Here is a 23,374-nt window from a genome sequence, read left to right on the forward strand (position 1 = left end):
TATACACCCTGTGTTTAGTTATTGCAAGAGTTTTATACACTCAGTGTATAGTTTGTATTGGCGACCAACTACCCGCTCTCTTGCTATACGATCTACCCCATCACAGCCACCTCATTCCGTAGCCCGCCACCCAAACGCGAGTAGACTGCACCAGAATGCATACTATTATGCAATTTTGACGTATAATGGATGCATGGTTCAATTTTGCCGAGTGTATAATAAACGGCGCTCTGTCAAGTCGGCCGCGTTGGGGGTTAGTAAAATTCTCAGCTTACCACCCTACTTGCTACTGGCAATTGTCTTATTCGTGCTGTTTGCACTCATTATTTTCTTTGCCATCAACGCCAATTTTTATGGCCCGCTGATGATGTCGCGACTACCAATATTAGACAAAATCTCCCTTCTTGGAACCATGTTCATTGATATATTCAAACAGGGCTTCAGCTCGCTAAACGGCGCGCTACTGCTCATGGTGTCACTCCTCCAAGGACTGTCAATTACCGTCGTCATTTTCACTGCCAAGAAAAATAAGCGTAATGAACAGTCGGTCACTCGACAAGTCGGACTCAGCGGCTTGGCCTCCGTGGCTGCCGCCATCGGTTTGGGCTGCGTTCCTTGCGGCACGTCACTCATCCTGCCGCTCGTTGCCGTGTTCTTCTCAGGCGCCGCCACAGCCACTGCCGCCACTGTCGCCAGCACCCTCGTGCTGATCCTAGCCCTGCTATTAAGCCTCTTTTCACTCTACAAGTCTGGACAAATCGCCTTTATGTATACCGAATTAGCAAAACAGGGGGACATATGAATCGACAAAAAACAGCCGGCATAGCACTCATTTGGGTCATCTTGGGGATTATGATCACGGGAATTGTAGCACTATTTATTTATGGTATTGTCAATCGCCCGCCAAATCGCCACATTGGTGACGGCAAGCCGTGGAACGAAAAGATGTCGCAAGGCTCTACGAGCGCCAAGCACGTATTCGTTGACTATACTGATTATTTCTGCTCATTCTGTGCCGAAGTTGAAGCAGCCACCAACGCTGATTTCTTCAAAAATGAGTATCTCAAATCAGGCAAAGTTCGCTACGAACACCGCGTGGTGACGCTGCTCAAAGAAGTTACCGACAACACAGAAACTGGCGCTCACGCTGCTTTTTGCGCCGCTGACCAAGACAAATATTGGCAATATACACACGACATCGTGCCACGCATCAAACGTGATTATTTTGACAAAGGAATTGGTGTGAAAAACGTTGCCGTACCGCAAAAAATTCCACCACTGCCGTTAGGCTACTTCCTGGCTTCTGCTAAAAATATTGGCATGGATGAGGCAACATTTACTGATTGTATAACCAAAAAACCTCACCAAAAAGAGATTGATGACAGCACCCAAAAAGCCCTTTCGCTTGGCGTGAGCGGTCTACCATACATGGTAGTCAATGACTATGTCGCCAGTGGATTTATGGGCGGCGAAAATGGACTGAAGGCAATTTTGAAAGCTGGTGGAGTGAACTAATGTCTGCCAAAAAAACGCAAACGAAATCTCAAAAATTATCAAAAGAGCGACCGTCAACTCAGCCTCGTCGTGAGCCAAAAACCAGCACAGCGCCCCAAAGCACATCAAAACTAAGCAGTGTCTTATTCGCCATACTACTTTTGTTGGCGGTAGTCGCCATGGCGGCGTTATTTTATCTCCAATCCATACAACTACCCGTCCAGCGCCCAACCGTTCTGGAAGATGAAAAGTACTATTTCACCGATTCACGCTATGCTGGCATCCGCTCCAAGTTCGTAACGCGCGACACCAAACGCGAAAAGGTCTCAATTGAGTATCCAATTACTAGCAATTCCAAAATCAACAAACTCATCGCCCGAGTAATCGACCGTGCTGACGGTGATTTCCGCCACACCGCCACTAACGCTCCGACATTCGACCGACCAATGACAGAGACGATTAGTTATCAAGTTACGCATAATAATTCGACCGCTCTGTCGATCATTGTCAATATTAAACAAGATATGCACGGCGCGCATCCGGTGTCGCTGACGCATTTTTGGACGTTTGACAAGAAGTCTGGCGAGGTGATTGGCTTGGATAATTTGACCGAGAAATCGGAGGAAGCCATCAAGGCAATCGTGACAGCTGCCCGGCACGACGTCGCGCAAACCATCAAGCAGCGCCAGCAACCAGAAGCGAATCTTGATGAGATGATCACCAAGGAGGCGTTATCGAACTTTACCATCACTGATGATGGTAACACCTTGGCTTGGCCAATTGGACAGGCTTCGCTCTTACCGTCAGCCTACGGCGAAATGACGATCAAAGTGCCGATCGCCGCCGTTGCCAAATATCTGCAAAATCCGACAGCCCGGAAGCTGGCTAACATCCCCAAGCCGCCCGAGCCAAAGCCAGCGCCTGCGGCGCCAACACCCGTAAACCCAGGTAAAGTGATCGCCTTGACGTTTGACGACGGGCCGGGACCATACACCGCACAACTGCTAGACATTTTGAATCAGCATGGCACTAAAGCGACATTTTTCTTGATCGGCAGCAAAGTTTCCGCGCAAGCCGACGTATTGCGGCGCATGCATGCGCACGGCCATCAACTGGGCAATCATTCGTGGTCGCACCCAGAACTGCCTAAATTGCCCGTTAACCAAATTGCCAGCGAAATCGACCGCACCAACGACGCCATCAAGCAAGCCACCGGCGTCACACCAACTGTTATGCGCCCGCCGTACGGTGCAGTCAACGGCGTTGTCTTGGAGCAGCTTCGTCTGCACGGTATGTCGTCAATCTTGTGGTCGGTCGACACCCGCGACTGGGCCGATCGTAATAGCGACATCGTCTGCTCGCGCGCCGTCGCTGGCGCCCACCCTGGAGCCATCATCTTGATGCACGACATTCACCAAACGTCCGTTAATGCCGTGCCGTGCATCCTCAGCGCGCTGAAGCAGCAGGGGTATTCGTTTGTGACGGTGCAGGGACTACTCGGCAATATGGCGGCGGGAGCTGGATATCCGTAGAATTGTAGCTAAGTGTTACGACTGTGCGTTGCGGCGGCTATTCTGTTTTATCAACTTCAAAAACCTTATATTTCGAAGCTGCACCGCGCACTAATTTTACCTTTGACGGCGCCACGCCAAAATGCTTCGCCAGTAATTTTACCGCCGCCAGATTCGCCCGCCCTTCAATGGCTGGCGCCTTGGTGTAAATAGTCAGCAAACCATCATCACCAACCACGACTTCTTCGCGGTGACGAGAGTTGGGCTTGAGGTGGACGGAGATTTTCATGGTTAATATCTTACCGGCTTTGTCATATCACCTTTCCTTTAGACCTATTATACCCCCTTAAGCCGAGCCTTACGTATTGCAAATAGGCAACGCAAAGTTGCTCGCCAAGACACTAAAATTACGCTATGCTGTTAGAAAATAAATGAAAGGGCGCCAAATGATTTTTGCCAAAAAACTTAAACAATTACGTCAACAAACTGGTTGGTCACAAGAACAACTAGCCGATCGACTCAACGTTACGCGACAAGCAGTTGCTAAATGGGAACGAGGTGCGGGCTTTCCAGACATAGACAATATGCAAGCACTAGCAAAATTATTCAACACTAGTGTGGACGAGCTGCTCGACTACACACGAGCAGGATTAGCTTCGGCCATACGCGAACCACTTGATCTTGATGCCTACCCAACAGATATGAAAGGATATTCAGCATCCGACCTGGCAGTTGCAGACAAATTTGCCGACGCCGACCACATTGAATCACTAAATCGCCACCGACGACTAACGTGGTGGCAAAAAATCATCGACTTTTTCGTAGGAGCTGGAACGCTTGATGTGGCTTTTTCCGGCGAAGCCATTGGACAACTTAAAGGCGATAGACGCTATTATCTGGTTGAAAAGTCCGGTCGCTCATGGATCGTCGAAGTTACAAAAACATACATTGAACGACGAGAATTAGCCGAGGCGTTCCCTCGCAAGAAATTGACGGTTGGCGATTATATGTATCGGCGAAGCGGGTTTGTTGTAAAACCATCAAATAAACAACAATAGACACGCTCAGCATTAGATATCTCTGACCATAGTCAATACTTGCCGCAAACTCCGCACCGGCGCCACATATGGTACGTCAATTTCTGCAAAATGCTGGCGGGCGGCAGTAATTTTACCTCGTTCATTAGAACTCAAGTGATTATCATTAATATCATCCGACCCCTTCGTCTCCGCCACAAAGTAAATCTGCTCATCACCATCAAACGCCACAGCCCAATCTGGATTATACTTGCCGACTGGCGTATCAATCTTAAACCAACCTGGTAGCTTGATGTAGAATTTAACGTCAGCATTATCCTCCAGCGACCGCATGAACTCTCGCTCAACTTCTGAATCAACCGCCACGTAGTCGTAGATGGTTTTTGTCTGGTCGCCCACTGCAATCGCCCCGCTCTTCATCGCCGCATCATACAAGTATGCCTGTAGCTCACCATTCTCAAACAACGTCATGTCATAATACTCGCCTGTCCTGTGATATTTAACGCCATCAACTGCCAAACGCTGCTTCACCCGATTAATCGCCCGAGCTGTTTCATCAATCACCTGCTGTGGATTAATAGCTACCTGCGCAAACATCCCCGCTTGATCAAGCACTTCAAATATCACCCGGCGAGTCATTTGTGTCTGACGCTGAATATCCGCTAATAAATTCGGCATCTTTACCTCAGCTTGGCGCACCGCATACGTGTTGAAACCAGTCTCGCGCACCATAAAGCCATTATCATTACCCATAGGATCAATCAGTGTTTTTGTCTCAGCGATATTGGGTTTACTAATAGTGACCTGCGCTAATTCACTGGCCGCCTCCGTCACTAACTTGTCTGTATCAATCGCCACCCGATAAGTCGTTTTATGCTTAATCTTATCCCATAGCTCCTCAAATGCTGGGTCAAGCGCCCGTGATTTCTGAAACCTAACAGGTCGCCGATCATCACGATTTTTGATTCGTCCACCAAAGTGAATGCCCGTCTCCTCCTCAATCTCCGTCTGAAGCTTACGGCTGAAATCTGCATAACTCTCATTAGCAATCACCGTTAGTATATTAACGTTATCGTCATAGACTCGTTGTCCGTCAACATTCACCGGCAAGCGCAGTCCTCGCCCGATTTCTTGGCGTTTTTTCATTTGGCTCGACGTTTCGTTAAGCGTACAAATTTGAAATACATTAGGATTATCCCAGCCCTCACGTAGTGCGGAGTGGCTAAAGATAAACCGCAGCGGCTCATTTATATCCAGCAGTCTTTCTTTATCTTTCATGATTAAGGTATACGCCGTATCATCGTCCTTCGTCCGCCCACCCTCGCCTTTGGTGTCGCGAGAGTCCTTCCACTGACCACTCTTGTCTGCCGCAAAATAGCCATTGTGCACCTCGCTTGCCGATAAATTGTCCATGACGCCGGCATATTTTGGTTTAGACGAGACCTTGTTGTAGGCTTCCTCAAACCACTTAGCGAATCTGCCATTCTCTATACCGTTCGCCGTATATTCGCGATAGTTCATGACTTTATCGATAAAGAATAGACTCAGCACTTTGACGCTACTCCCCAGTCGGCGCTGTTTATCAAAGTGGTCATCAATCGTCAGCTCAATCTGCCGCTTGATGATGTCATCATGTAGGCTTTCGTCACGCTGACCAACGTAAACTACCTTACCATTACTAAACTCGACGCAATCATCACCGTGATTGATCGACTCGACATAGTAGCCAGCGTAGACCAAACGACCCGTCTTTGCCTCCAGATCATCGCCCGGGAACACCTTGATGATTTTGCGTTGCAAGCCATACTCATCACTCGCATCCACCTCTATCTTGGCGAATGAGCGAGTCTTTGACTGACGCTCCAGCGACAATACATTGATATACGCATCATTATAATTATCCTCACTCTGGACGCTATGCACCTCGATCTTTTTGACCAGCCCCTTATCATAAGCGTCCACTGGCGTCAAACGGTACAGTAAATTATACGGATACTTATGCGTGGCACTATAGCGCAACGTGCACAGCGGATTAAGGCTAGCAACAGCATTCCGCCGTATGTCAGTTTCCATATTCTGCGGTTCGTCGAGAATAACCACTGGGTGAGTGGCCTTGATGAAATCGAGTGGCCGACCATAATCGCTCTGCTTGTTCATCACATTCTGCGCCTTGGCAAAGCTATCAATGGTAATTACCATGATCTGCAAGGTATCGTTCGTCGCAAACTCACGAGCCTGACCGGTTTTCTTACTATCCCAAACGTAGTAATCCATCTCCGGCTTGTTGTAGAGATCGGCGAAGTGCTCCCTGGTGATCGCTAAATTCTTCAGCACACCCTCACGAATCGCCACGCTCGGCACCACGATGATAAACTTCTTCCAACCGTAGCACTGATGTAGCTCATGAATCGTCCGCAAGTACACATACGTTTTACCCGTACCAGTCTCCATCTCGATGGAGAAATTCATGCCGTGCTTCAGAGATTTTTCACTAATTTCTAGCGGAAAAGTCATCGGCAAGTTAAAGCCACCTTCTTCAGCCTCGCTTTTCTCGATACCATTTTTCTCTTGAATTTTATGCGTATTCTCAATTATCTGCGCCATATCTAACGTCAAGCTATTCCCTCTAGCAATTGTCGCTTCCAAGCTTAACTGCCCACCCTGATCCATATAGCGAGTCGCATCGTCACTGTCCGCTGGCTGCCCAGCAAATATATCCACCACCGCATTGATGGCGTCGAGTTGATAGGATTGGTTGGGATCAAAGTGGAGCTTCATAAAGCTAATCAAACGCCCTCTCCGCTGCTTTTTGGAGAGCATTAAATACAAGCGGCATCTCTTTCTCAAACTGTTCCTGCGTAATCTCCTCTGCAACCTTTTTAGCTAATACAACTTTTTCCCTGTTCTTTCCTAACTCTTTAGTCTCTTCGCTACTTTTCTTCCATGGTGATGGATAATATTCTTCGAGGCTTGCCCGTGTGAGAACAAAGTAGTCTTCGTCTTTTTTGAGGTTATAGCTGTCTATAAATTGTTCGAAATCAACCTCTCTACCTTCTGGCTTATCACACAAAATAACAACTCTATTCCTATAAATTAATTTCGTTGGCATATACGCCTTGCTTACCATATTCATTGAACGGCCCTGCTGAACCTCATTACCTTCAGCAGATAGTATAAAAATTCCTTTGTATCCTGGATAAAATCTATCAACTATCCTTGCCAGAAAAGCGCATTCGCTTATACCTTCAACTATTAGAAAGTTTTTAGGTAAGAGAATATCAGCTGGAGAACCTCCAAGCAATTCAAAAACCACGAATTGTTTATAATGTTCTTCAATTTCATGCATACCAGTAACGCCGTTATTCTTCTTTACTTCAAATATTTTTTCATCTTGGTCATCATCGGAGATCAGAACAGACGAGTGAGTATTTATAAAAACCTGTTCACCATTTGTGGATATTTCTTTTAATGCATTCTTTAGTGCCCTCTGAGCTGTTGGGTGTAGGTGCAGTTCTGCCTCATCAATCAAAAAAATAAACTTCCTTGCAATCGCACGCTCGCGCCTATAATCAGCATAAGCCTGAATAATAGCTAGCATCAAAGCTCTTTGCATACCATCGCCTTTTTCTTCAGCCGAAGTTACCACACCGTCGTCAACTTCAGTGGTAAAATTCTTTAGTAGATCCTCAAAAATCGGATTTTCAACATTAAAGTTTACCATTGTCCCATCAGGGAACTGCTTTTGTAAATATCCTTGTACTGCACTACCAAGCGCATTTAGCTCTACCCTAACAGGAGAATCATTATCACCAAATAGTTTTGTAAATTGTTCTTTAAACGCCTGGTATTGAGTATCCGTCTCAATTATTGCACCAAGTACCCCCGACAGCATCTCTGCTATTGGTGAACTCTTCTTGTATCCATTGATGTCGTGTGCCGCTATTTGTGTGCTCACATATTCCAGCTTAGGTAACAAGTCACCCCAAGTTCTATCTGCCCCCATTGGATCAGACCATTCTCCAGATGGTGTCAACAGGAAACGCTTTTTAGGCTCACTACCTTCACGCTTTATTGTAATCTCATCTTCGTTGTTGTTAAATATTTTTTGTAGAGCCTTTTTCTTTGTCTCATTAGACATATTAGCAATAGCAGCCTGTAAACCAGAAAAAGTAACTACTACAGACATCGATTTTAAATTAGTACCCCTGCGACAAATAGTATCTGGTTTATCTTTAGTAGAAAACCCAGAGAAAAACCAGTTTAATGCTTCAAAATAGTTTGTTTTACCATGATTGTTCTGGCCAACCTGTACGTTAAACATACTTGGTTCAATAATTACTTCAGCAATAGAACGGAAGTTCTTGATTTCTATTCTAGTTATTTTCATTCTCTTTTGTCTTATTTCCTTTATAGTTATCCATAGGTTTTGTAGCTATTAACTGTTGGTAGTCTGGTGACATAAAAACAACCATCTGTTCGCTCTTCTGACTTATTGTCTCTACGGTAAGTCTCCTTGTTAAGAAATTTTCGCGAGGATCTATATTCAGATCTATTAACTCTTGAGTGTCTATCACCTGGGTATTTTGTATGATACGTATTCCTGAATTAACAGCACCGTTACGTTCAAGAGTTTCATACACTAAACTTCCTGTGTTCGCAATCTGTTGCTCCCATTGGAATCGATTTTTTGTTTGTGCTATAAGCAGAGAAAACGTGCCTATTATAAGAGTAAAAAATATAACATAAATAACTACTTGCACCACTGCCCAAATGAAGTCGGTTCTCTGGCTAATAGCAAAGAAGGTAAAAAATAAGAACGTTGAGACTATCAATACTATCGGTATGACGTTTTTATTATTAATCTCTTTCCATGGCTGTGGATATCCCGCCCCTCTTTCCTTTTTTATACCAATAGATATACTGATATATCCGTTAATACTAATCAAATACCAACTCAAAAGTATACCGAAAACTACGCTAACTATAGAGGCTGGCAGACTAAGTCTATCGTCTATAAAAAATTTCGATAGTTGTGCTTGTGCAAATAATGGTGCAATTGCACTAAAACTAGATATTATCAGCCCTAATACAGATAATATGGGCTGCAAAAAGCTACTATCATCCTTTCTAGCTGCCATCACACCACCTCCCCCTCTACACCCTGACGCTCGGCCTGGAGGAGTAGGTTTACTTTTAGATTCACGTCGCCACCGAAGGCTCGGTCGAGGAGGATGATGGATGATGGTTTGGTGGCGAGGATGGTCGCAAATAATTCCTCCGTCATGGAGTGCGCTAGGCAAATGACTAGCTTTTCGGACGGGATGAAGCAAAAGTCATCATGCTGCTCAACCTGCGCCAATGGCGAGATGCCGCGCTTGAGCAGGAGCTCGGTTAGCAGGTCGTCGTCAGTCGTACCCTCCTCCAGAGGGTCAAGGTTAGCGAGCGCCTGCTGGCGAATCTCCTCTGGGTCAGAAACTAGCTCGTTCCACTGCTTGAAGTTGCTATCATCCACCCGATACACCCGAAAGCCAAGGTCGAGTGGAGCGTCACGAGAGGCTAGCTTGTCCGCCTGGTCAGCACGGATTTTGACGCCCGCCCGACGGATGCGCTCACGAGCAATGTCCGCGATAGTGCGGTAGCCAGCTTTATACGCCTCCGACTTCTCGTCAGTCAGCTCAGGCAGCTGGACACAAATCCAGCGGCGATTGCCGCCGTCTTCGGCGTTAAGTTCGGCAACAGCATGAGCAAACGACCCTGATCCACTAAAGAAATCTAAGCAAACATCAGAGTCATCTTTGTCTGTTGAAATTTTCAAAATTTCTTTCAAGAACAACACGGGCTTTGGTGTATCAAAAAGCTTTTTGTTATTGAATAGGCGCATTAGCTCTTTTGTTCCTTCGGTTGCCGTCCCTACATGATCCCAAATTGTAAATGGATTTTTACCCTTCTCTTTTGCTTCAGACAGGAAACGTTTTAGCTGAGGACGACCCTTGCCATTCTTTCCCCAAACAACCCTATTGTCCGCCAAGACACTGGCGAATTTCTCTCTAGAAAATCGCCAGTGCCTCCCTCCTGGAGGGAGGTGCTGCTCACCCGTAACCGGGTTCGTTATCGGATATGTTAGATTTTCTCGAACATTTGGCGCATCAAATGGATCAGCGACCCACACCCCTCGACGATCATTGTCTGGGTTAGAAAATTTAGACTCATCAATATCAAGTGGCGTAAGTTTATAGTCATCACGTCGACGAGCATAGCAAAGAGTGTAGTTATGCGATAGCGAAACATCGGTGTCATTTTGACTAGACTTACGATGTTTCCAGATAAAATCAGCTACAAAATTCTCCTCCCCAAATATCTCGTTCATCATCAGGCGGAGGTTGTGGACTTCATTGTCGTCGATCGAGACGAAGATAACGCCGTCTTGGCGAAGCAAATTACGAGCCAGGAAGAGGCGTGGATACATCATGTTCAGCCAGTTGCTGTGTTTATGTCCGCCGGTATTGGTGCGCAAGCCGTCATCCCGCACAACGTTACCCTCATCATCAGTGATGCCCGCCTCTGTCTCATAACTGCGACGTGTTTGCTTGAAGTCATCGTTGTAGATAAAATCATTGCCGGTGTTGTAGGGCGGGTCGATATAGATCATCTTGACCTTGCCATAATACGCCTTGTGGAGAATCTTCAACGCCGCCAAGTTATCACCCTCGATAAACATATTATCCGTCGTATCCCAATCGACGGAATTCGCTTGGTCGGGATGGAGTGTCTGGACAGTCTTCTCCTGGATGGTGGCAAAGACGTCGCTCTTACCCTTCCAGCCAAGCCCGTAGCGCTCGCCCAAATCAACCGCCTCGCCCAGAGTCGCCTGGAGCTTCTGCCAGTCGATTTTGCCTTCGGCGACTGCCTCGGGGAAGAGCTGTTGGAGTTTGTCAATTTGCTGTTGATGTATGTTGTCGTTGTAGCCGTTCATCGTTTTTTCTCTTTATTCCGTTGCTTCATTTTTTACTACTAATAAACCATTTCTATCCATAGCCAACAACACATCTCTTAATAAATAGTTATTAGCAAACCTCATAACGTACTTCTTTTGGTAGTCAGGATGAACCATGAGCAATCCTTTGTCTCTCATATTCGTCAAAACACGAGACGTCTGCACCGCAGCAGAGGCGGTTGGTCCAAATAGGTGTCTTACGTCTTGTGCTTGAATTAGGTCTTTTTGCATGGCTATCTTTAAAATCTCATGCTCTTCTGCAGATATAAATTGACTATCAAGGGCGCTTTTTAATGCTGGCTCTATTATATTTGGCACAGCATAATTACGATCTAATAGTTTATTCACCCTGACCATCTCACTAGCTATGCCCCGTGCGACATATAGACACCAATCCTCTAATGCTTCTTCCTTGCCAGAGTCTGCTGCAGCCAATTTATTATAGTATTCTTGACGATCCATACAAAAAATAGCCGAAGGATTTAAAATAGTCCGCATAGTTTTGTTGATAAATTTAGCCTTAATAAGCATCGCATACGTGACAAGCCTTGCCGTTCTACCGTTTCCATTATCAAATGGGTGTATTGCGGCTAGTCGATGGTGTGCAAGAGCAATTTTGATAATATCCATTTTGTTATCATTATCATCAGCAATATAGTCGCATAACTCCTGAATAAGCCGGGGTATCTCTATATGATTTGGCGGCTCATGATCGCTTTTTTTAATATGTACTGAGCAACTTCGCCAATCTCCAGGCCACTTACTACCATCGTGCTTTAAATCAGTAACAACTATTTTCTGAACTTCACGAATAAAGGAAGGAGTAATTTGTTGACTGTCATCTCCATCAAAAGTCTCTTCAATAAAATCTATCGCCTTCCTGATGTTGCGAAGCTCTTGAAGGTTTTCGTCGCTGGGCTTTTCATCATTACTCAATGAATCCATGGCGGCACTAACCACCGTTGTACGATTACCTTCAATTCGAGCAGACGCGACACTTTCTAATATGTACATAATCTCTCTCAAATCAAAGAATAGCCATGGCGGAGTCGTGCCCCCTAAATGGGTATAGCGAATTTTCTCCAAATTAAATAGTTCACTCACCAATTCTGAGTTAAATGATGGGTTGATAGATTTAAGAGGATTCATACCTGCATTATATATGTTTGTTAAATTTCAGTCAACACTTTTTAACATTTTTCTCTCATATTAATCTGTTATATTCCATAGTCTGTTAATTTATTTCTTAACATTTTGTTATATAGTTAGTTACTGCTCATCCTTTTTATAGATAATGCTTACATAGTCAGTTTTCGTAACAATAATATGATCATTAAGCGTAATACCGAGCAATTTTCCCGCTTCTGCTAGCCTATTCGTGACATCTTTATCAGCCTGACTCGCCTCCAAACTCCCGCTCGGATGATTATGCGCCACGATGATGCTGGCCGCGCGGTCGGCGATGGCGTCGGCGAAGACCTCGCGCGGGTGTACTAGGCTGGCAGTCAGTGTGCCGATAGTCACTACCCGCTTGGCGATCAAACGATTCGCACCATCCAGCGTCAGGCAAACAAAGTATTCCTGCTTTTTGTCGCGAATGTCGACCAGCAGCTCGACGACTTTTTCTGGGCTGTCAATGATTGGCTGGTCGCTATCCAGCAAATACCGCCGCGCCAGCTCCAAACTCGCCAGAATCACCGGAATTTTCGCATCACCCAAGCCAACTACGCCATGCAGATCATCATACGAAACATCGCCGCCTTTTTGACGCACAATTTTCAGCACCTCGCGCGCAATTTTACCGACATCCGCCCGAGCATTGCCACTGCCGATAATCGCCATCAACAATTCCAAGTCGCTCAGCCGCGCCGTACCATAGCGCGCCAATTTCTCGCGGGGACGATCCAACGGATGACGGTCAGAGATTCTCATATAGACAGTATAGCAAGCACCCCAACTAAGCTAAAGTGTCAGACCGCACACATACCTACTGTTCAATCGGCTTTGTCAATTCAACATTGATAGAGATTTTATCAACATTAAACATCTCCGCCAGTTCGCGCATGAGCCGTATTTTTTGATTCGTATTTGTTGCTACGTCAACCACAAGCCCTGTGTCGTGAATCTTTACGGAATTAAAAAATCTTTTAGAATCATTACTAATCCAATTTTTCGTCTTTTCGCTATTCATAATCTGATCAGTAAAATCAGGGTTCTCGTCGTACAGATACTCACAATAGACGCCAAGAATTTGCGACCAGCTCGTTACTGGATAAGAATCGTCACCGATATAGAATATTTTTACCGCTGCGCCTGTAAAATCAATATCGTCGAAAATATTAACTTTCGTGTCAAGTATTGGCGGTTCAAACGTACTTGTTGGCAGCGGCCAAATTTTAATTATTTTATCAATCCACCACTGCTGACGTTCCAGTATAGTCTTCTCATTCCAGGTACTATATTTAGCAACAGTCCTATTAATCTTAAGCGGGCTATCAGCAAACCCGTCTGGCATATCACGCTTTTCCCGGAAACTCTTGTTTGAATATTCAGAGTTATATCCCGTCAATGTCAAATTCGCTAGCCCATGCAAATATATGCCATGAATTTCATCGGCACGGTCACCGAGCTCATCCCGCCAAGTATTGGTCATGGTTTGCGGCATAATATGTTCAATCGTTAGGTGTAGCTCTTTGTTATTAATCTGTTTCAGCAATGACACGTCCTTAGACTCATCGTCAACCGCAGTTAACAAATACATGACATTGGAAGAGCGCTGATTATAGGTAAAGTTTGCTTTTATCGCTGTTTCTATTTCATTATCTCGGGGCAATCGGATCTGCCTGTTTTTTGAAAGTACGGTGTATTTCAGCACTTCAAGATATACGGCATTGTCCTGCTCAGCAATTGACAATATACTTCTGTGTAATCCGGCGAAATATTTACCTAAGCCTGTTGTCGATAAGTTGATAACGATACGCCGCGAAAAGTAGACGCGTAACACATCAAACACCTCAGCAATTTCATCATCAGACAAATGTCCATCTTGCCAATATTTCATGACTGATACGGCATACGGAAAGAATGCTTCAATTCTCAGATAGCGCATTGTAAATGCCACCGAACTAAGTCTTGCAAATTCATTATTTTCGTCTATGCCAAACTTTAGAAAGCGATAATATTTTAGTATTCTCAAAATCTCGCCGTAAAATTCGTCAAGCGATTCATATGACTGATCATCAGAAATATTATTAGAAAAAGCTTTTTTAAACTCTGGATACACCTTATCAGTATTCACGACCGATTGGTTCTTGGCAATCAAATAGACACGGAAGAAGTCGGTAATATCATCACGCTGCGGATCGGTTAGGTATGTTTCAATATACTGCCAATAGTTAGTCAAAACATAATCTTGTTTTTCGGAGGTGCGCAACATTAACGAGAAGTTTCGGATTTTGTCGCCATCTGTCAACGGTTTGCCGGTCGAATTGATGCTCTCAAAGACTTTTTGCGGATTATCATCGTCTTTGTCTAGAACAATCGTGACAATCTCGAAGTCATCAAGCGTATCAATATATTGTTCTAAATGATCACGATTTCTAAAGTAGTCGTAGAATTGGAGGTAGGATTTATACAAATTACTTTTCTTCTCATATTCTGTCAGTTCTGCCTGACTAAATATTTTCTCAAATATTTTATTGTCGGTGGTTACTGCCCGAAGCTTAATCCGATTTTCCTCTGAATCATATTGTTTTGCATATCTGTTATATAAATATTCGTCCTTGATTTGCTCGGCTACCAGTCTAAGCTTTTCAGGTGACTCTAACGCTAAATGGTAAATTGCAGTGATCATCAGCAAAACTGTCGTTGCACGCTGCTGACCGTCGATAATGATACTTCGGTCGCCGTCGTTGATATACACGATACTGCCAAAATAGTGTTTCTTATCTCCACGCTTCACCTCTTCAGGGTCGTCTAAAAACATTTGGACATTATCGGCTGTCCAAGAATAAGGGCGTTGAAAATTAGGTATCTCAAAGAATTTGTTTGGCGTATATAAGAATAATTTAATGTTAGTTTGCAGCGCTTTCATATATCTAATTATACTACTTCATTGCTGCTTCTTTAGGCGATGTGTTTACTAAACTTTCACTGACTGTCGGCCGCGCACCACGCACATCGCCACTACAAACATGCCAACCAGCCGCGATACTAATGAGCTGTCGTCTGCACTTGATTGAGTTGTTGTCGTGAATTCTTCCTCCGGATTGAGCTGGCTGTCGTCCGGCCATAGGCCAGGAGATGGGCGGCTTTTTACGACCAAAACATTGTCACTCACGGCACTCATTTCGCTATTATAACCGTAACTGTCAACCGCCAAATCATTCTGTTCGTCCACTTCAGATTCTACCGCCTCAGACACTTCAGCAGCAGCAAGTTCTGCTTGCGCTTCAGACAAATCGACGACTGACTCTATGCCACTAGTATCCATAGTTATAGTTTCAACTTCAGCATCCAGACACAACAAATCGCTTTTTTCCGATGCTTTCATAACTATATTGTCACGCTCCTCGCGAGGCATGATGCGCTCCTCTAAAATTTCCACTACTGGCTCATAATCATTGGTGACTTCAGGAACTGATACCGCCTTAGAATTGTCCAATTGCCCCGCGGAATCCATATCAACACTAATCTCGTCGTCTACAGAGAGTTTCAAATCATCGACTTCTTCACGCACCGTAGTTGCCTCCATTGGCAGCGCAATCGTCACCACTTCAGCCGAAGATACTCCCGGCTCTACTACTGGCGCTTGTTGTTCGACAAAAAACACCATATCCTCCTCAGCCCAAGCTTCGTTGTCCTCGCCATATTCAACGATATCTTGAGCTGATAATGACACAATCACCGGCTGATCAGGCTGCTCTTTCGCTGGAATTGATGCGGCCGCATTAACCATCTTTTCAGTAGATGTCTCGTTTGTTTCGTATTCCGCCGACACATTAACGGCGTCCTCTTGCTCCTGATATGGCGACACATTAGATGCGGTTGGAATTACATGCTTGGGCTGTTCGACATCAACGCCATCGGTCGATTCGACAAAATTATTATAATCCGGCGCCGCATCTATACTAATCTCGCTAGGTTGAGCGTCTGTTGATGCTTTCGTGCCAGAATTATCAATTGGTCCCGTGGTCGCAGATTCATCCACCTTTACCGCCTCAAACTGCGCTGCCAAGTGCTGCTGCTCGGAAACTGGTATAGCATCCTTATCCTTTTCTGCTACTCGGCTCGGCTCAGAATTGGCTGATTCTGACCCTGTTATAACGAATTCGTTTTCTTCTTGGCGTTCAATTGATGGTGTTTTTACACTTGATGGCGCAACGGTTTCATCACCATCATATGTATTTTCCACAACACTAGTAGTGACCTTATCCTCGTTAGCCATAGGGTAAACTGTTTCATTTTTCAGCGGATTGCGATTCTCATCACCAGTTTGAGCATCCTTATTTATCGCTAATGGTACTGGCGCAGCTTCCGCCTGCGCCGGTGTGTCTAAGAGTTCCGGCGTCAGCTGTTTATTATTATGTACTGCGTCAGAAATAGTATCAATGACGTGCGTCTTCACCTCCGATGGAGGACTACTCACCTCTGCCACTTCGGTAAAAGACCCTTCGTTAGAAAATTCGCTAGTACTTTCTGGCCGAGATTCTCCGACATCTTTAGTATCGTCAGCGATAGTTTCTGGGGTTGTTTTTAGTCCAAAGAATGGCGCTTCTGCCGCTTCAGTATCCATATCTTCGCCCGAAGTTCCGACCGGCTCGCTAGTCGAAGCTTTACTTTCTTGTTCCTGCGGCGTGATCTTCTCAGTTGACCCATCTGTCTTGTCGGCGCTAGTTTCAATCACTCTTGGACTATCAGCAATTGGCAGTTCCCCGCCATCAAAGTCGTCAGGTAAGGGCCGTGCCCAGACAATCTCGCCCGGCACGTCGTCTTCTCGGAGTAATTGCTCTAGGGTGCTTAGCTGTTCCCCGGGCTGAAGTTCAGTATTGTCTGCCATCATTGCGGCTTGACGCTCTTCACAAAATTGTCTGAGACCGCAGCCAATACAAGCAATCGTCCCATACTTTTGACACTGCTCGGGATTGACTGGTGCTGATGTTTCTTTTGATTCGGGTTTGCTGTTTGTAACAGTGTTGAGTTCTGCCTCACCACTGGCCACCGCCACCAAATCAAGACTGCTTGCCGCCTCGTCTGTATCAGCACCACCTGCTTCGCCAGCACCAGACGAAAAATTGTCACTCTCAGCACCACTCCTCAACGACGAAAATACATCAAAACCATCACCGTCAATTCCTGCCGGTGATGATTCTACTGTAGTCGCCTCCCCAATCATCGTTCAAAAAATGTCTCCGTTGAAATATGTGATTCATCGACACCGGCGGCGGTTAGCTTTTGCCAAACATCGCGCACGAACGGCAAGCTGCCGCAGACCAAAAAATGCGCATCACTTGGCACTTCACTGGCAATCTTCGTTACCTCAAACCGCCCGTTGTACCAGCCGTCTGTTTCCTCAACCTGCTGGCGGGTACTAAACTTATGGACCTGAATGGATGAGGCCGCTAACTCTTCCGAGAACACCATATACTCTGATGATTTTTGACTCAAATAGAGAAAGGTCGGCTGCTGGGCGTCCGCCAAAATACTCCAAATCGGACTGAGCCCGCACCCCGCCGCGATGCCAACCAGCGGCCGCTCAGTCTGCGGATTGAAATCGCCGTACGCCCGGCTAATCTGCAGCGTGTCGCCAACGTGACGCGAACACAAATAGCTCGAGAATTCACCGCCAACATTTTTCACGGTAATCGACATCAGCTCCTCACTCGGGCGCGAAGAAATACTATAGGCCTTGCCTTCGCGCACCTGGCTGCCCTCAATAAACACTGTGATATATTGCCCCGCCATAAAGTCAAACGGCCGCGCAACATACAGCGTCGTCACCTCGGGGTTTTCCTGGCGCACACGCACAATTTCGACGGTTAGTGAATCACGCATTCCTCAACGTACCTTTCCATTATGTTTTGGGCGGCTCTAAACTCTTCGTCAGTGAACGTGTGGTAATTGGCAAACTTCGGACTAATGGTGGTGCCGGTGCGAAAATGCTGCAAAGCAAACCGTTTAGCGCCTTTAACCAACTGACCAATCTTTTCAAAATCCGCGACTTCCAGCTGCTCGCGAACGATGGTCGTCCGAAACTCATGGCTAATCCCTGAGTCAATCATCAGCCGCACATTGTCTTTGATCGCCGCTAGATCAATCGGCCGCGCCGCAATCTCCACGTATTTTTCCAATGAACCCTTGACGTCCATAGCGATGAAGTCAATCGTCCCCTCCTCGACCATACCGCGCACCATGTCAGGATGCGTGCCGTTAGTATCCAGCTTGACATCAAAGCCGAGGCTCTTGATCATCCGGCACAGCACCGGCAAATCCTCGTTGACTGTCGGCTCGCCACCAGAAATCACCACACCGTCCAGCCGACCAATGCGCGATTTTAGGAAAATCATCGCCTCCTCGACCGGGATGCTCGGTGCCAAGCGTTCGGGCAGTACTAGCTCGGGATTATGGCAATAACCGCAGCGCATATTACAGCCCGAGAGAAACAGCGCTGCCGCCACATGCCCTGGATAGTCCACCAGCGACAGCTTCTGAATCCCACCAATCGCCACCCTAAGCTGGGACGGCGACGGCGCAAGCTCGCTGGTGTTCGGCGGCATCGTCATAATGCTCCCTCATGTCAAATTCAGCCTGCTTACCGTTATTCCACTGGGAAACTGGGCGCAAGAAACCAACCACCCGCGAGTAGACCTCAGTACTCTCGCCGCAATTCGGGCAAGCCGGGTGCTCGCCGACGATATAGCCGTGATTGGCGCAAATTGAAAAGCTTGGCGTGAAGGTAAAGTACGGCAATTTGTAGTTTTCGCAAATTGTCTTGACCAATTTCTTGAGCGTTTGTGGATCATCCATGCGCTCACCGAGGAAGAAGTGAATCACTGTACCGCCAGTGTATTTGGTCTGCAAATTATCCTGCAAATCCATCAGCTCGAACAAGTCGTCGGTGTAATTGACCGGCAAGTGGCTGGAGTTGGTGTAGAACGGATGCTTAACCGCCGCGCCCAAACCATTGGCAAAGTGTGCTCGATCCGGGAAGCTGGCTTTGTCAATTTGAGCCAAACGGTAGGTTGTACCCTCAGCTGGCGTTGCTTCCAAATTGTAATTATTGCCAGTTTCTTTCTGGTATTCGACCAGCCGATCGCGCATAAAATCAAGTGTCTTTTCAGCAAAAGCCTTGCCCTTTTCGGTACCAATGTCGACGCCCAGCAAATTCAGTGCCGCCTCATTTGTACCGATCAAGCCAATCGTCGAGAAGTGGTTCTTCCAGTACTCATTGAACCGCTTTTTGATATCGCGCAGGTAAAACTTGGTGTACGGATACAGACTAATATCCGAATCGGTCAGCTGCTCCAGCACCTTGCGTTTGGTCTCCAGACTGTCGCGCGCCATGTCCATCAATTCACCCAGGCCTTTGAAAAACTCTTTCTCGTTCTTTGATTTCAGCGCCAAGCGTGGCAGGTTAATCGTCACCACGCCGATCGAGCCGGTCATCGGATTACTGCCAAACAACCCGCCGCCGCGATACTCCAGCTGGCGATTATCAATACGCAGGCGGCAGCACATCGAGCGCGCATCCTCTGGATCCATGTCGGAATTGATGAAATTCGAGAAGTACGGGATACCATATTTGGCGCTAGCTTCCCAAAGATTTTCAATGACCGGATTATCCCAGTTGAAATCCTTGGTAATGTTGACTGTCGGGATCGGGAAGGTAAAGACTCGGCCATTGGCGTCGCCCTCAGACAACACCTCCAGCAGCGCCTTATTAAGCATATTCATCTCTTCTTGGTAATCGCCGTAGTTGGTATCCTGCATCTCACCGCCGATAATCACCGGGTTGCCGGCCATATGCTTCGGACACTCCAGATCAAGCGTGATGTTGGTAAACGGCGTCTGGAAACCAACCCGCGTTGGCACGTTAACGTTAAAGACGAATTCTTGCAGCGCTTGCTTGACCTCGTCATAGCTCAGCTTATCAGCGCGAATGAACGGCGCTAACAATGTATCAAAATCAGAGAACGCCTGAGCGCCAGCCGCCTCGCCCTGCAAAGTGTAAAAGAAATTGACCACCTGTCCAAGAGCTGAACGGAAATGCTTGGCCGGCTTAGAGGCAACTTTACCCTTTACCCCCGTGAATCCTTTGCGGAGTAGATCCATCAAATCCCAGCCGACGCAGTAGACGCTCAGTAGGTTCAGATCGTGAATATGTAAATCGCCCTCTTTGTGCGCCCGGCCAATCTTTGGCGAATAAACCTTGTCTAGCCAGTATGTTTTGGTGATCTCTGCCGAGATATAGTTATTCAACCCCTGCAAGCTATAGCCCATATTAGAGTTCTCTTTGATCTTCCAGTCGAGATTGTTAATGTACTTATCAATCAAATCAACATGTATGCCCGAGGCGATCTCGCGCAACTTTTTATGCTGGTCGCGGTAAATGATGTAGGCCTTGGCGGTCTTCTTGAACTTAGAATCAATCAAAATATCCTCGACGACATCCTGGATATCTTCAACGCCCGGCAAGCGTTTTTGATTGCGAGTTTCTAGTACCGCCAGCACCTTGTCGGTCAGTTTGACGGCCTGCTTGGCATCAAATTCGCCAGTCTCCAGACCCGCCTTCTCGATGGCTTTCTCAATTTTTTTACGGTCAAATTTAACAGTCCGACCATCGCGTTTTTTGATTGATTTGTACATACCCCTCCTTATTATGGCAATAGCAAACCAGCCCCAACCTCCCCGAGGGGCTCGTGTTGCAAAAAACGTTATTTATTTTCTAAAACACCATATCTAGTGCTTAATATAGAATATACACGCGATATATAGCGTTTGTCAACGAAAATACATTGTATTATTTACATATGAGAGGCGGAAGTATTTGTTCCCTCTAGTAACGCCAAAATGTCGCGGTAAATCATATCAACAATTTCTGCCTGAGTCAGCCGTTCGCCAATTCGCCGCTCGCCTGGCACACCCAAAACGTCTTGATCTTTCCACCACTGGCGCATCTCCGATTCGCCAAATTCATGAGCGTTTGGCTTGGTAGCGTGGCGGCGCACCGTTTCCTCAAATGATATATCAAAATAATAAATCAATTTTTCGCCCTGAAAATCATCCAGCAGCCGACGCAGCATCGCGCCGTATTTTTTATTGCTCAAAATACCTTCCAGAATCACCGTATAACCAACGTTATTGCCGTACATACATAGATCATAAATCAGCTGAATCGCCGGGTTGCTTTCACTGTCTTTCACGCGAAGCATCTCCCGCCGCACCACATCCTGCGATACCAACATCGTGCCGTAGCCTAGCTGACGCTGGAGCAAGCGCGCCGTACTGGTTTTACCGCAACCAGAATTACCACGGAGAATGATTAGTGGATGAGAGGCTGTCACGTACGCTCCAACAAATCATAGATTATAACAACAGTCTCCGTATTATACCCCCGTGTCTCGCCGACAAAATCCGACCACCGCCACGCCGAGTGCCACCAAGCTCACACAAACCAAAACGACCAATTTCCCCAAGTCCAACCCGTCCATCAAAGTACCCGGAATATTGTAATAATGGATCAGCGACCAGACATCGTAGTCTTTCCAACTTTCGATCAGTTCAGCGGTAATCGATAGGGCGTACATTGCTAGAAAAATTAGGCTACCAACGCCGACAGCCAGCCCGCGCCTACCTGTCACTGCCTGAGTGACAAAGGTGAGGCTACCAAAACTAAGCCCCAAAAACCACAAACTCACACAAGCCCCGGCAACGTGCGTGAGGTTTGGGTGAAAATCAAACAGCGGACCGATGAACGCAATGGTTATACACAGTAGCACGGGAGGAATCACCAACAATCCTGCCATCGCCACATATTTTTTTAGTACAATCATCACGCGAGTCCGCCGACTAGCAAGCAGCAACTCCAACGTGCCCGAATCTTCTTCTTGGCCAATTACCCCAGCGCCCAAAATAATCGCCGTAATCACCACCCCGACCATCGCCACCAGCGGAAACAGCTCAATGCTCAGCCAACCTTCTGGTGTGGTGCCAATCGCCAAATCGCCAACCACTGCTTTCATGCCAGGCGGTATCATATCGATGAACGGACTCAATTGATCGCTAAATTTATTGAACAGCGCCGAAAACAACACCGCCACAACGCTAATTCCAACGCCCAAAAACAGCGGCAACTTGTAATTTTGCCGCACCGTCTGCCACATCATCGCTTTGCCTCCTCGCCTTCATAATAGCGCATAAATAATTCTTCTAGTTCTAACTCTGATTCGCGCAATAGTTTTGGTTTGTACTCGGCGATAAACGAGACAAACTCCGTCGCGTCGCCCTTGACCGTAAATTCGTATTCATCGCCGCGACGTTGAACATCGGTGATGGATGGCAGTTTTCTGGCTGCCGCTAGGGACGGTTTTTTGGCAAATGTCACAATGTAGCGGTGCGTTGACAGGCGCTTCATGGCGACGATAGGTTCAATGGCAATCAATTTTCCATCGCGAATAAAGCCAGCGCGGTGACAAATCTTTTGCACTTCGGCTAGGTCGTGGCTACTGACAAATACTGTGGCGCCTTGCTCAGAAACTTCGCGCACCAACTCGTAAAATACCTGCTTCATCAGCGGATCCAGACCGCTGGTCGGCTCGTCCAAAATCAGCAGTTTCGGGCGGTGCATAAAGGCCTGAATTAGGCCAATTTTCTGACGATTACCCTTGGAAAGTTGACGAATCGGTCGATCCAGCGCCGCCTCAAAACGCCCAGCCAATTCATCAACATAGCGCCAATCAACCTTCCGACCCGTCCGTGCCAAGAACTTCAGCAATTTCCGACCAGTCATAGTTTCATACAGCACGATGTCGCCCGCTAGATACCCAACCTGATCATGAAGGGCTGTTCGTTCCTTGGAATTCCGTCCACCCAGCAACTCTACCCAGCCGTCCGTCGGCCTCAAGAAATCCATCACCGACCGAATCGTTGTACTTTTACCCGCACCGTTCGGTCCCAGAAAACCAAACACCTCGCCTTCATGCAGCTCCAGCGACACATTGTTGACTGCCAGCTTATGCCCAAAGCGCTTGGTCAGCCCGTGTAACATCAGCGGTGAAGTATCACTCATAGCGACTTCTTATGGTCATCATTTGCTATAGTTTCAGTATATCGCATGGTAG

19 protein-coding genes are annotated in these 23,374 nt (G+C 46.6%); 4 read left to right on the forward strand and 15 right to left on the reverse strand.

The window, feature by feature from the left end:
• The first annotated feature begins 193 nt into the window (after positions 1 to 193).
• Genes GWK74_04705 through GWK74_04715 form a run of 3 tightly spaced genes read left to right on the forward strand, consistent with a single transcriptional unit; the run spans position 194 to position 3,026 of the window.
• Positions 194 to 802: a hypothetical protein gene (locus GWK74_04705; protein QHU90774.1), complete on the forward strand. Its 609-nt coding sequence runs from the start codon at positions 194 to 196 to the stop codon at positions 800 to 802.
• Entirely contained in the window at positions 799 to 1,515 is a 717-nt protein-coding gene (locus GWK74_04710) for a thioredoxin domain-containing protein (protein QHU90775.1), read from the forward strand. Before GWK74_04705 ends, GWK74_04710 begins: the two co-directional genes overlap by 4 nt.
• Positions 1,515 to 3,026, forward strand: a complete 1,512-nt coding sequence (locus GWK74_04715; protein ID QHU90776.1) for a polysaccharide deacetylase family protein — start codon at positions 1,515 to 1,517, stop codon at positions 3,024 to 3,026. Before GWK74_04710 ends, GWK74_04715 begins: the two co-directional genes overlap by 1 nt.
• A gap of 37 nt (positions 3,027 to 3,063) precedes the next feature.
• Here the strand turns inward: GWK74_04715 and GWK74_04720 are convergent, their stop codons facing one another.
• Entirely contained in the window at positions 3,064 to 3,294 is a 231-nt protein-coding gene (locus tag GWK74_04720) for a DUF167 domain-containing protein (GenBank protein QHU90777.1), read from the reverse strand.
• A gap of 142 nt (positions 3,295 to 3,436) precedes the next feature.
• Between GWK74_04720 and GWK74_04725 the strand changes: the two genes are divergently transcribed.
• Positions 3,437 to 4,063 carry a helix-turn-helix domain-containing protein gene (locus GWK74_04725; GenBank protein ID QHU90778.1) on the forward strand — a complete coding sequence of 209 codons (627 nt, stop codon included), beginning with the start codon at positions 3,437 to 3,439 and terminating at the stop codon, positions 4,061 to 4,063.
• Between the two features lie 12 nt (positions 4,064 to 4,075).
• Here the strand turns inward: GWK74_04725 and GWK74_04730 are convergent, their stop codons facing one another.
• From GWK74_04730 to GWK74_04795, 14 genes are all read right to left on the reverse strand, one after another.
• Positions 4,076 to 6,820, reverse strand: coding sequence for a DEAD/DEAH box helicase family protein (locus tag GWK74_04730; GenBank protein QHU90779.1), 2,745 nt, complete (start codon positions 6,818 to 6,820; stop codon positions 4,076 to 4,078).
• 4 nt (positions 6,821 to 6,824) lie between these two features.
• Positions 6,825 to 8,429, reverse strand: a complete 1,605-nt coding sequence (locus tag GWK74_04735; protein ID QHU90780.1) for an AAA family ATPase — start codon at positions 8,427 to 8,429, stop codon at positions 6,825 to 6,827.
• Complete coding sequence (locus tag GWK74_04740; protein QHU90781.1) at positions 8,416 to 9,180, reverse strand: hypothetical protein; 765 nt, start codon at positions 9,178 to 9,180, stop codon at positions 8,416 to 8,418. The genes GWK74_04735 and GWK74_04740 overlap by 14 nt, the downstream gene beginning before the upstream one ends.
• Positions 9,180 to 10,760 carry a site-specific DNA-methyltransferase gene (locus GWK74_04745; GenBank protein ID QHU90864.1) on the reverse strand — a complete coding sequence of 527 codons (1,581 nt, stop codon included), beginning with the start codon at positions 10,758 to 10,760 and terminating at the stop codon, positions 9,180 to 9,182. Before GWK74_04745 ends, GWK74_04740 begins: the two co-directional genes overlap by 1 nt.
• Positions 10,761 to 11,027: 267 nt before the next feature.
• Entirely contained in the window at positions 11,028 to 12,185 is a 1,158-nt protein-coding gene (locus GWK74_04750; GenBank protein QHU90782.1) for a Fic family protein, read from the reverse strand.
• A gap of 120 nt (positions 12,186 to 12,305) precedes the next feature.
• Positions 12,306 to 12,968, reverse strand: a complete 663-nt coding sequence (gene radC / locus GWK74_04755; protein ID QHU90783.1) for a DNA repair protein RadC — start codon at positions 12,966 to 12,968, stop codon at positions 12,306 to 12,308.
• Positions 12,969 to 13,023: 55 nt separating this feature from the next.
• Positions 13,024 to 15,129 carry a DUF262 domain-containing protein gene (locus tag GWK74_04760; protein ID QHU90784.1) on the reverse strand — a complete coding sequence of 702 codons (2,106 nt, stop codon included), beginning with the start codon at positions 15,127 to 15,129 and terminating at the stop codon, positions 13,024 to 13,026.
• 48 nt (positions 15,130 to 15,177) lie between these two features.
• Positions 15,178 to 17,430 (reverse strand): hypothetical protein, encoded by a 2,253-nt coding sequence (locus tag GWK74_04765; protein QHU90785.1) that lies wholly within the window; start codon positions 17,428 to 17,430, stop codon positions 15,178 to 15,180.
• A complete protein-coding gene (locus tag GWK74_04770) occupies positions 17,427 to 18,089 on the reverse strand; it encodes a hypothetical protein (GenBank protein QHU90786.1) in 663 nt (220 codons plus the stop codon). The genes GWK74_04765 and GWK74_04770 overlap by 4 nt, the downstream gene beginning before the upstream one ends.
• Positions 18,074 to 18,811, reverse strand: a complete 738-nt coding sequence (locus GWK74_04775; GenBank protein ID QHU90787.1) for an anaerobic ribonucleoside-triphosphate reductase activating protein — start codon at positions 18,809 to 18,811, stop codon at positions 18,074 to 18,076. The genes GWK74_04770 and GWK74_04775 overlap by 16 nt, the downstream gene beginning before the upstream one ends.
• Complete coding sequence (locus GWK74_04780; protein ID QHU90788.1) at positions 18,765 to 20,900, reverse strand: ribonucleoside triphosphate reductase; 2,136 nt, start codon at positions 20,898 to 20,900, stop codon at positions 18,765 to 18,767. Before GWK74_04780 ends, GWK74_04775 begins: the two co-directional genes overlap by 47 nt.
• Positions 20,901 to 21,058: 158 nt before the next feature.
• Positions 21,059 to 21,598 (reverse strand): AAA family ATPase, encoded by a 540-nt coding sequence (locus tag GWK74_04785; GenBank protein QHU90789.1) that lies wholly within the window; start codon positions 21,596 to 21,598, stop codon positions 21,059 to 21,061.
• 42 nt (positions 21,599 to 21,640) lie between these two features.
• A complete protein-coding gene (locus tag GWK74_04790; protein ID QHU90790.1) occupies positions 21,641 to 22,420 on the reverse strand; it encodes an ABC transporter permease subunit in 780 nt (259 codons plus the stop codon).
• Positions 22,417 to 23,322: an ATP-binding cassette domain-containing protein gene (locus tag GWK74_04795; protein QHU90791.1), complete on the reverse strand. Its 906-nt coding sequence runs from the start codon at positions 23,320 to 23,322 to the stop codon at positions 22,417 to 22,419. Before GWK74_04795 ends, GWK74_04790 begins: the two co-directional genes overlap by 4 nt.
• Positions 23,323 to 23,374: the final 52 nt, after the last annotated feature.

The sequence above is a fragment of the Candidatus Saccharibacteria bacterium oral taxon 488 genome, assembly GCA_010202115.1.
Lineage (GTDB): Bacteria > Patescibacteriota > Saccharimonadia > Saccharimonadales > Saccharimonadaceae > Nanosynbacter.

Bases quoted from the DNA above. Each gene is read 5' to 3' on its own strand.
- GWK74_04735 (QHU90780.1), bottom strand. From the start codon at position 8,429: ATGAAAATAACTAGAATAGAAATCAAGAACTTCCGTTCTATTGCTGAA.
- GWK74_04715 (QHU90776.1), top strand. From the start codon at position 1,515: ATGTCTGCCAAAAAAACGCAAACGAAATCTCAAAAATTATCAAAAGAG.
- GWK74_04770 (QHU90786.1), bottom strand. From the start codon at position 18,089: ATGCGTGATTCACTAACCGTCGAAATTGTGCGTGTGCGCCAGGAAAAC.
- GWK74_04750 (QHU90782.1), bottom strand. From the start codon at position 12,185: ATGAATCCTCTTAAATCTATCAACCCATCATTTAACTCAGAATTGGTG.
- GWK74_04730 (QHU90779.1), bottom strand. From the start codon at position 6,820: ATGAAGCTCCACTTTGATCCCAACCAATCCTATCAACTCGACGCCATC.
- GWK74_04710 (QHU90775.1), top strand. From the start codon at position 799: ATGAATCGACAAAAAACAGCCGGCATAGCACTCATTTGGGTCATCTTG.
- GWK74_04775 (QHU90787.1), bottom strand. From the start codon at position 18,811: ATGCCGCCGAACACCAGCGAGCTTGCGCCGTCGCCGTCCCAGCTTAGG.
- GWK74_04760 (QHU90784.1), bottom strand. From the start codon at position 15,129: ATGAAAGCGCTGCAAACTAACATTAAATTATTCTTATATACGCCAAAC.
- GWK74_04745 (QHU90864.1), bottom strand. From the start codon at position 10,760: ATGTTTATCGAGGGTGATAACTTGGCGGCGTTGAAGATTCTCCACAAG.
- GWK74_04725 (QHU90778.1), top strand. From the start codon at position 3,437: ATGAAAGGGCGCCAAATGATTTTTGCCAAAAAACTTAAACAATTACGT.
- GWK74_04765 (QHU90785.1), bottom strand. From the start codon at position 17,430: ATGATTGGGGAGGCGACTACAGTAGAATCATCACCGGCAGGAATTGAC.
- GWK74_04795 (QHU90791.1), bottom strand. From the start codon at position 23,322: ATGAGTGATACTTCACCGCTGATGTTACACGGGCTGACCAAGCGCTTT.
- GWK74_04780 (QHU90788.1), bottom strand. From the start codon at position 20,900: ATGTACAAATCAATCAAAAAACGCGATGGTCGGACTGTTAAATTTGAC.
- GWK74_04790 (QHU90790.1), bottom strand. From the start codon at position 22,420: ATGATGTGGCAGACGGTGCGGCAAAATTACAAGTTGCCGCTGTTTTTG.
- GWK74_04740 (QHU90781.1), bottom strand. From the start codon at position 9,180: ATGGCAGCTAGAAAGGATGATAGTAGCTTTTTGCAGCCCATATTATCT.
- GWK74_04720 (QHU90777.1), bottom strand. From the start codon at position 3,294: ATGAAAATCTCCGTCCACCTCAAGCCCAACTCTCGTCACCGCGAAGAA.
- radC (QHU90783.1), bottom strand. From the start codon at position 12,968: ATGAGAATCTCTGACCGTCATCCGTTGGATCGTCCCCGCGAGAAATTG.
- GWK74_04705 (QHU90774.1), top strand. From the start codon at position 194: ATGGTTCAATTTTGCCGAGTGTATAATAAACGGCGCTCTGTCAAGTCG.